We start from the raw sequence: 7,619 nt of genomic DNA, 5'->3' as shown, positions 1-7,619 counted from the left end.
CTTTTTCCTGTTTTAGTAATGAACACTAATCCAGACCTATTCCCAAGATAATCTTTAATTAGCTGCATGAACCTTTGAGGATAGGTTATGATCGTTGTTTTTGAATTTTTTTTATTTTTAACTTGGACAAATGAAATAGTCCCTTCTTCAAAAGATATTTGGTTTGTTGTAATTGATAAAACTTCTGCGACGCGTTTCGCTCCTTGTAATAAAGTTTGAGCTATTAACCAATCTCTATGATTAATGTGTTTCAACTTTTCTAAAAAAGCTATTCGTTCTTCTTGATTCATGGCATTGGTTTTAACCAGATCCCGAATTTTATAGAAAGTCTTATTAGCTTCTTGTTTAGATGGATAGGCTATCGGTATAATGCCTGACGTAACTCTATTAAGAAATTTTGTTAGAGAAATATAGCACGCAGCCCGGACTTGTTTCGTCCCTTCAGACCATGCGGCTATTTTTGGTGGAATTTGCTTTATAGAGTCTAAAATTAAGTTATGATTCAGCATGGCGAATTCTTGCAGTGACATTTTTAAAGATATTAAGCCAATTTTCTCTAAAGAAAAAAAAGATCCTCTATATGATCGGGCTGTGTGGTTGTTTAATGACGATGTCCATAGGCAAATCGCATCTAAAAGGGATATGTTTTTTAACTTTTCCCATATATTCTCGTTTTTAATTAAGATAGCCTCTTGATGTGATGAACAGACTCTTTGGAAATGTTTATCGAATATTCTTTCCAAATTATTACATATTGAATTCTCTTTACGCACGCGCATCCTCGTGATATAAGCTAATCGCTTTACCTGATTATTTCTATAATCAGGTAAGTTATATTACTTTTCGAAAATCATCAATTATTCCTTTTGGTCATTTTATGATAGAGCAATCGGCAGAAGAAAAAGAACTTTTAGATGTTGAATTTTTTATATTAGGCCAAGCTGTGAATTACTGTGATAATGCTCGAACAATTATACAAAGATTGTCAGAACATCATTTTCTTTCACCAAAGCATAGAAGCATATTCATCTTAATTAAAGATATTTTAAGTAGAAGAGATACTGTTTCCATAGCCCTTATTTGGGAAGAGATAAAAAAGCGAAATATGGATGAACATATGGATGTTTCTTATTTAATTCATATGTCTCAAAATGCTGATATACCTATTGATTTAGATCAACATATTGAGTTTTTGCACGAACAACATATTAATGGTTTACTGAAAGAATTTTTAGATTTATCTTTTCAAGATTTTACAAAATACCCAAATAGGTGTTCTCCATACACTCTTATCGAAAAGTTTAAAGATCGTTTAGATACTATTTATTCTAAAGCGGATACAAAGAAAAGATACGGAAGAACTATTTATGATATTTTTTCTTGTGGAGATGATGGATCAGATAGTGTCATTTCTCAAATAAGGCAAAGATATAATTTTCGCTTAGAAAAGCATATAGATTATGTTGATGGTTTATTAACAGGATACTCATCCATAGATGAACATAGTATTATTTTATCTAAAGGTAACTTTGTTGTATTAGCTGCTAGACCAGCTATGGGGAAAACAGCTTTTGCTATCGACATGGCATTGAAGATTGTGTTGGAGCAAGAAAAAGCAATAGGTTTTATTTCATTGGAAATGAGTCCTAATCAAATTGTAGAGAGGGTCATATCTAATTTAAGTGAAATTTCTTGCGAACACTTGAAAAGAGGAAATTTTTCTAGAGATGTTTTAACAAAAATAGAACATCTTGGAACTCGTTTAAAAAATTCTCCTTTTTTTATTTGTGACAATAAGTGTACAGATTTAATTTCTTTAATTAATCAATGTAAGAATTTGAAAAACCACTATGCCGTAGATGCTTTATTTATAGATTATTTACAGTTGATTAGTCCAAAAAAGAAATCGGAAAATAGACAAAATGAAATTGCGGAAATTTCTAGAGAATTAAGAAAACTAGCTGTAGAACTGCAAATACCGATAATCTGTTTATCTCAATTGTCTAGAAAAGTTGAAGATAGAATGGACAAAAGACCTATGTTATCCGACCTTAGAGATAGTGGGCAAATAGAACAAGATGCTGATGTTATTTTATTTATCCACAGGAAGGATTATTATTCACAAGATGCTAATAAGGGGGTAGCAGAAATTATTATCGGGAAGAATAGACATGGATCAGTGTTTTCGACTAATTTGAAATTTTCATCATCAACAGGAAGATTTTCGGTCCAAAAAGAATCATGGTAAAATCAGAAAATCAGGTAATTAAAAGCTCATTACATTTAGAAAATCAGAAATTTGGAAGAAAGCCTCTACTATCAGAAGAACAACTAGAATTATTTTCAAATATTTGTACAGAATCCAAAATCGAGGTAATTGGTCTTGATCTACAACCTTCTCACTATCACGCACTAGCAGCAATTCAAAAGCTTCTCACAGCAACGAACTACCGAGGAAACTTAGAAGGATCTTATTTATCTAGAGAAACTAATACTTTCAAATTCGAAGGTGTTATTCCAAGAATTAAATTTACTAAATCTGAATATTTAGAAGCTTATGGAGTAAAAAAATATAAAACATCAAGAAACAAAAATGAATTTGGAGGAAAAGAAGCTTTAATAGCCCTAGAAGCTTTATATCATCTAGGAAATGAGCCCTACCTTATAGTAGCAACTAGAAAAAGATGGAACAAGGGAGAAGAAGTTGTTGATAGATACCAAACATTTTCACCTATCCTACGTATTTGTGAAGGTTGGGAAGGATTGACTCCGAAAGAAAATAAAGCATTAGATGAAGAGCCTTTCCTAAACTTAATTTCAAAAAAGCACAAAGGATTCATCATAGAACCATGTCCAATTATCGTTGACCAAATAGACTCCTATTTCGTTCTCAAACCAGCTAATATGTATCAGGAAATCAAATTAAGATTCCCAAACGCATCTAAGTTTACCTACACATTTATAGATTGGATTGTTAGCACTGCTACAAGAAAGAAAATGAATAGTTCTGGGATTAAAGAATGGCCCGATAAAATAGAAATTGGTCTTGAAACATTGTCCTATACTTTGAGAATGAATAGATACATCACTTCTAGAAACTGGAAAAAAATAGAAACAGCTATTAATCGCTGTGTTGAAATCGCTATAGAACTAAAGTGGTTAAACAAACATGAAAGACTTCAGGGATCAACTATAGCAAAGAAAGAAGTCTTTTATTTAAACAAAGACAAATTCCAACAAATTTCAAAAAATAAAACCATCCAAAACTCAAGCAACATCAATTAATATTGATTGTCAAAAACAATTAAATTAAAAACTCGAAATTAAAAAGAGTTTTTAACTATGGGTAATTCTGGTTTTTATTTAAATGACAATCAAAACTGCGTATTCGCAGATAATATTAAACTTGGTCAAATGACAGATGTACTAAAAGACCAACAAATTATCATCGGAACTTCAACAACTCCTGTAGCAGCAAAGTTTCAAGCAACAGATGGTATTAAAGTTGATATCACCAATAGTAACAATCAAGATGCAACTATAAATGTATCCATTGATCCAAATGAAATGACAGAAACCATCTTAGATAAAATACAAGATGAGTTAATGGATGAAATTGTTCAGAATGTAACAAATAGCTTAGTTCAAGAAGTCATAGATAAAATAACATCCGATCCAACCTTGTCTATCACAAAAGCATTTAAACACTTTTCTTTGTCAAATAAAATTCAATGCAACGGTTTATTTACTAAATACAATATCGATACTCTTGATGGAGGAACAGAAATCGGAAAATTTACAATTACTCCGGATAACACAAATAGTATGTTCTTAGTGTTCGCTGATATTATAGCTTCCAGAATGGAAGGAACTGTTGTCTTATCCTTAGTAAGAGAAGGTGACACTAAACCTTGCGCTATAAGTTACGGATACTCATCGGGAGTCCCAAATTTATGTTCTTTAAGAACAGCTATAGCTAACACAGGATCATCTCCTGTTACATTTTCTCTCAGAGTTGGGGGTATGGATAGTGGCGTAGTATGGGTTAATGCTTTAGCAAACGGAGAATCTATACTTGGAATAAGCGCAACATCAAACGTATCTTTCTTGGAAGTCAAACAACAATCCGACGGATAATAAGAATGTTAAAAATATAATTAAATAAAATCATATTTTTGTTGGATATTTTTTATTTGTTTTATATGAAAAAAGTATACATCTATTTACTGGAGAGATTATGAACAACAAACAAAACATGACTCACGACTTTATTCAAATTGTCAAAGATGTAGAAAAAAATTTCCCAGAATTAGATCTCAAAATGAGAGTACATCGAGAAAAAATCACATTTATGAACTCTCCAATAGAATTATACAACAAAAGTATTTCAGTTATATTAGACTTACTCAATCAAATACAAACATCGTTAAGCTTATTCCCTGATTCTCCAATAGTAGAGCAGCTAGAGAACAATAATTTGAAACTAAAAAAAGCTTTAATCATGTTAATTCTATCAAGAAAAGACATGTTCTCAAAATCTGAATAAATTAACATCTACTCTAACGTTGGAGTAAATGTGCAAACATTGTCATTTTGTTCTTTTAAAGGAGGGACTGGAAAAACAACCTTGTCCCTAAATGTTGGGTGTAACCTTGCCCAAGAAAAAAAGAAGCGAGTTTTGCTTGTGGATTTAGATCCACAAGCAAATTTGACTGTAGGATTGGGAGTTCAAATTTGCGAGAAACATAATCTCGATGCAATCTTAAGAGATCCCGATAAAATCAAAAATGCAATTCATAAAACAAAAATCAATCATTTAGATATTATCCCATCCTCAGTTTTGATAGAAGATTTCCGAGGATTTAATAGAGACATAAGTTTAACTATCAATCACCTGTATATGTCTTTGCAAACAATTCGGCATTCTTATGATGTTTGTATTTTAGACACCCCACCAAGTTTAGGAATTCTTACACGAGAAGCTTTTCTTGCTAGTCAGTATCTGATTATATGTCTGACCCCTGAACCTTTCTCTATTCTTGGATTACAGAAGATAAAAGAGTTCTATTCTACAATTGACAATGACTTACAAGTATTAGGAATTGTTTTTTCATTTTGGGATGAAAGAAACTCAACAAACTCCACATATTTAAATATAGTAGAATCCATGTACCCGGGGAAAATACTATCTAGTAAAATACGTAAAGATATTACGTTGAGCCGGTCTTTATTGAAGGAAACTTCTGTTACAAATGCATACCCCAATTCTAGAGCTTCCCAAGATATCCTAAAATTGACCGAAGAAATAGAAAATAAATTATTTTTAAATAAAAAATTATTCAGGACTTCCTGTGAATAAACTATCGAAAGAAGCATCAATATTTTTTCAAAAGAACCAAGAGAATACGGCCAAGGAATTTCAAAAAAAGGAACTATCATTAGATATTTTCTCAGTAACTTTGAGTGATGAAGAGCATGAAAAAATTAATAACCTGGTAATTAACGAAGATGAAAAACTTGACGTTAATCACAATTTAGCCGCTATCAAACTACTAACGATTCAAATCAAATCAATACAAAAGCAACATGTTCTTTTGATAGGCGAGAAGATTTATAAGGTAAGAGAAATCTTAAGAGAAATGCGTTCGCCAGAAACTACTTTTTCATCTTGGATTAACCTTGTATTTCATACGAAATCTTCTGCATATAATGCTCTGGGATATTACGAATTGTTTATTAGTTTACCAGATAAGCACACGAAGTCTTTGTTCCAATCGATACCGTACAAAACGGCATATTTATTAGCCTCTAGGAAAGGATCTATTAAAGAGAAAATAACAGTTCTAGGAAAAATTCGAGGGATGTCTAATACTTTAGCTATAAGTGTACTGAATCAATTCCTTCCCTCTCTAAGAAGCAATGATGAATTACAAGTAAATGACGTTGAAAAGAAAAATAAATTTTTATCGAGTAAATTAATAGAAGTTCTGGAAATCATCAACTCTGGCATTAATATTTCGGAATACAACAAAAACTTAATCCATCAACTTATCGAGAGTATTTCATATAGATGCTGATTCCCATCAGCAGCAAATAAAAAGTATTAATATACTTTTTAAAAATTTAGAGCTGTAAAACTCCGAGAGAAAATGCAACTTTAGGTGGTAGACTTTGCAACTTTAGGTGGTAGACTTTGCAACTTTAGGTGGTAGACTTTGCAACTTTAGGTGGTAGACTTTTTGTTTAAAAAAACTTAGTCTACGCAAGACTTGTACATTATAAAATTGAGTCTAAGTATGAGCAATTTGAGTCACTATCATAAAAGTAGATTGTTTTTGACTGTATCGGAAGCTGCTAATGTATGGTTAGCTACTCTATCCCCAACTACAAAGAAAAATTATGCGTCTGGAATCAGATTTTTGATGGCGAACAAAATACTAGATGGATCTATGAGGTTGGAGAGCCTAATTTATATAGACCATTGGGATTTGTTAAATAAAATAAAAACACTAACATACTCTTGTAGTGGCAAACCTGTTTCTGAAGCTTCAAAACAAGCAAGAGCAGCTTGTTATATATCGTTCACAAAATTTCTCTATAGGCTAACTAAGGGTGTTATTAAACAGGCCATTCCTTCTAGAGATTTTGGTAACTCTACTTTTTATAAAATTCGAGATAAAGTTAAGACTGAATTTATTTCTAAACAAGAGTGGTTGTTATTTTTTGACTCACTTAAAAGAATTAGCTTTAGAGATTATTTAATTGGGAAACTAATTATTCAAGGGGTTAGAAAGTTAAGTGAAGTAATTTCTTTGAGGATAGAAGATTTATCGTTCTCTCTGAATCAGATTACTTTTAAAATAAAGAAACGTCACAGTAGATATAGTGAAGTCCGGGTGATTTATCCCAACTTTCTAATGGAAGAGTTGAGAGATTATATTGGGAATAGAACTGGCTGGGTATTCATATCGGGTAATGGTCGACAAGTAGCAATTAACCAAGTGTATTATTATTTCAAGTTAGCCGAAAATGATATGAATTTATCGATAAAAGTTACTCCTCATGTACTTAGAGCTAGTGCTTTGGCATATTTGAAGAAAATAGGGTGTGCTGACGAAGCAATTATGCGCGTCTCCTGTTTCTCTTCAACGCAAATGCTTTCAGCATACGATACTTCCATTGATAATTTAACTTCTCAGCTTCCGTTAATATTTTAATATAATTTTAATTATATAGGTTTTGTTGCGAAACTTTTGATTATATCAGAGATATTTTTTTTGAAGCATTTTCTGATCTGATAGACTTATCATAAGCATATATCATTTTAGAAGAAGAATGCCCTGTAACTTTCATGATATCGGAATCAGAACACCCCATTCTTTTATATTCAGTAACTGCTGTAGCTCTTAATACGTGAGGCGTGACCTTGAATGGTATGTTTGCTTGTAATCCTGCCTTAGCAAAAGTCCCTGCTAACTGTTTTAATCCAATACTTTTTCCTGTTTTAGTAATGAACACTAATCCAGACCTATTCCCAAGATAATCTTTAATTAGCTGCATGAACCTTTGAGGATAGGTTATGATCGTTGTTTTTGAATTTTTTTTATTTTTAACTTGGA

Annotated in this window: 7 protein-coding genes and 2 pseudogenes; 7 read left to right on the top strand and 2 right to left on the bottom strand. The window is 31.7% G+C overall.

The genetic code is table 11. The features are described from left to right. Window positions 1-2: 2 nt before the first annotated feature. Window positions 3-773: pseudogene (locus tag M787_RS04735) on the bottom strand (tyrosine-type recombinase/integrase); the annotation flags it as partial. A 104-nt stretch (window positions 774-877) separates the two neighbouring features. Here M787_RS04735 and M787_RS04775 point away from each other — a divergent pair. The 7 genes from M787_RS04775 (at window position 878) to M787_RS04745 (ending at window position 7,217) form a co-directional block, all read left to right on the top strand. Then, a complete protein-coding gene (locus M787_RS04775; protein WP_021828975.1) occupies window positions 878-2,248 on the top strand; it encodes a replicative DNA helicase in 1,371 nt (456 codons plus the stop codon). After that, window positions 2,242-3,285: a hypothetical protein gene (locus M787_RS04770; RefSeq protein ID WP_021828974.1), complete on the top strand. Its 1,044-nt coding sequence runs from the start codon at window positions 2,242-2,244 to the stop codon at window positions 3,283-3,285. Before M787_RS04775 ends, M787_RS04770 begins: the two co-directional genes overlap by 7 nt. Before the next feature lie 57 nt (window positions 3,286-3,342). Further along, window positions 3,343-4,137 (top strand): virulence factor Pgp3, encoded by a 795-nt coding sequence (gene pgp3, locus M787_RS04765; protein WP_064317839.1) that lies wholly within the window; start codon window positions 3,343-3,345, stop codon window positions 4,135-4,137. A 100-nt stretch (window positions 4,138-4,237) separates the two neighbouring features. Next, on the top strand, window positions 4,238-4,546 hold the full coding sequence (locus M787_RS04760; RefSeq protein ID WP_064317838.1) for a hypothetical protein: 309 nt from the start codon (window positions 4,238-4,240) through the stop codon (window positions 4,544-4,546). Window positions 4,547-4,576: 30 nt separating this feature from the next. Continuing rightward, window positions 4,577-5,359, top strand: coding sequence for a ParA family protein (locus M787_RS04755; RefSeq protein WP_077974869.1), 783 nt, complete (start codon window positions 4,577-4,579; stop codon window positions 5,357-5,359). After that, on the top strand, window positions 5,352-6,077 hold the full coding sequence (locus M787_RS04750; protein ID WP_064317837.1) for a CT583 family protein: 726 nt from the start codon (window positions 5,352-5,354) through the stop codon (window positions 6,075-6,077). Before M787_RS04755 ends, M787_RS04750 begins: the two co-directional genes overlap by 8 nt. Window positions 6,078-6,296: 219 nt before the next feature. Then, window positions 6,297-7,217 carry a tyrosine-type recombinase/integrase gene (locus M787_RS04745; RefSeq protein ID WP_021828979.1) on the top strand — a complete coding sequence of 307 codons (921 nt, stop codon included), beginning with the start codon at window positions 6,297-6,299 and terminating at the stop codon, window positions 7,215-7,217. Window positions 7,218-7,257: 40 nt separating this feature from the next. Here M787_RS04745 and M787_RS04740 read toward each other — a convergent pair. Beyond that, window positions 7,258-7,617: pseudogene (locus tag M787_RS04740) on the bottom strand (tyrosine-type recombinase/integrase); the annotation flags it as partial. Window positions 7,618-7,619 lie beyond the last annotated feature (2 nt).

Source organism: Chlamydia gallinacea 08-1274/3 (genome assembly GCF_000471025.2).
GTDB classification, from domain to species: Bacteria; Chlamydiota; Chlamydiia; order Chlamydiales; family Chlamydiaceae; genus Chlamydia; species Chlamydia gallinacea.
This window is presented reverse-complemented; position numbering and strand designations above follow the sequence as displayed.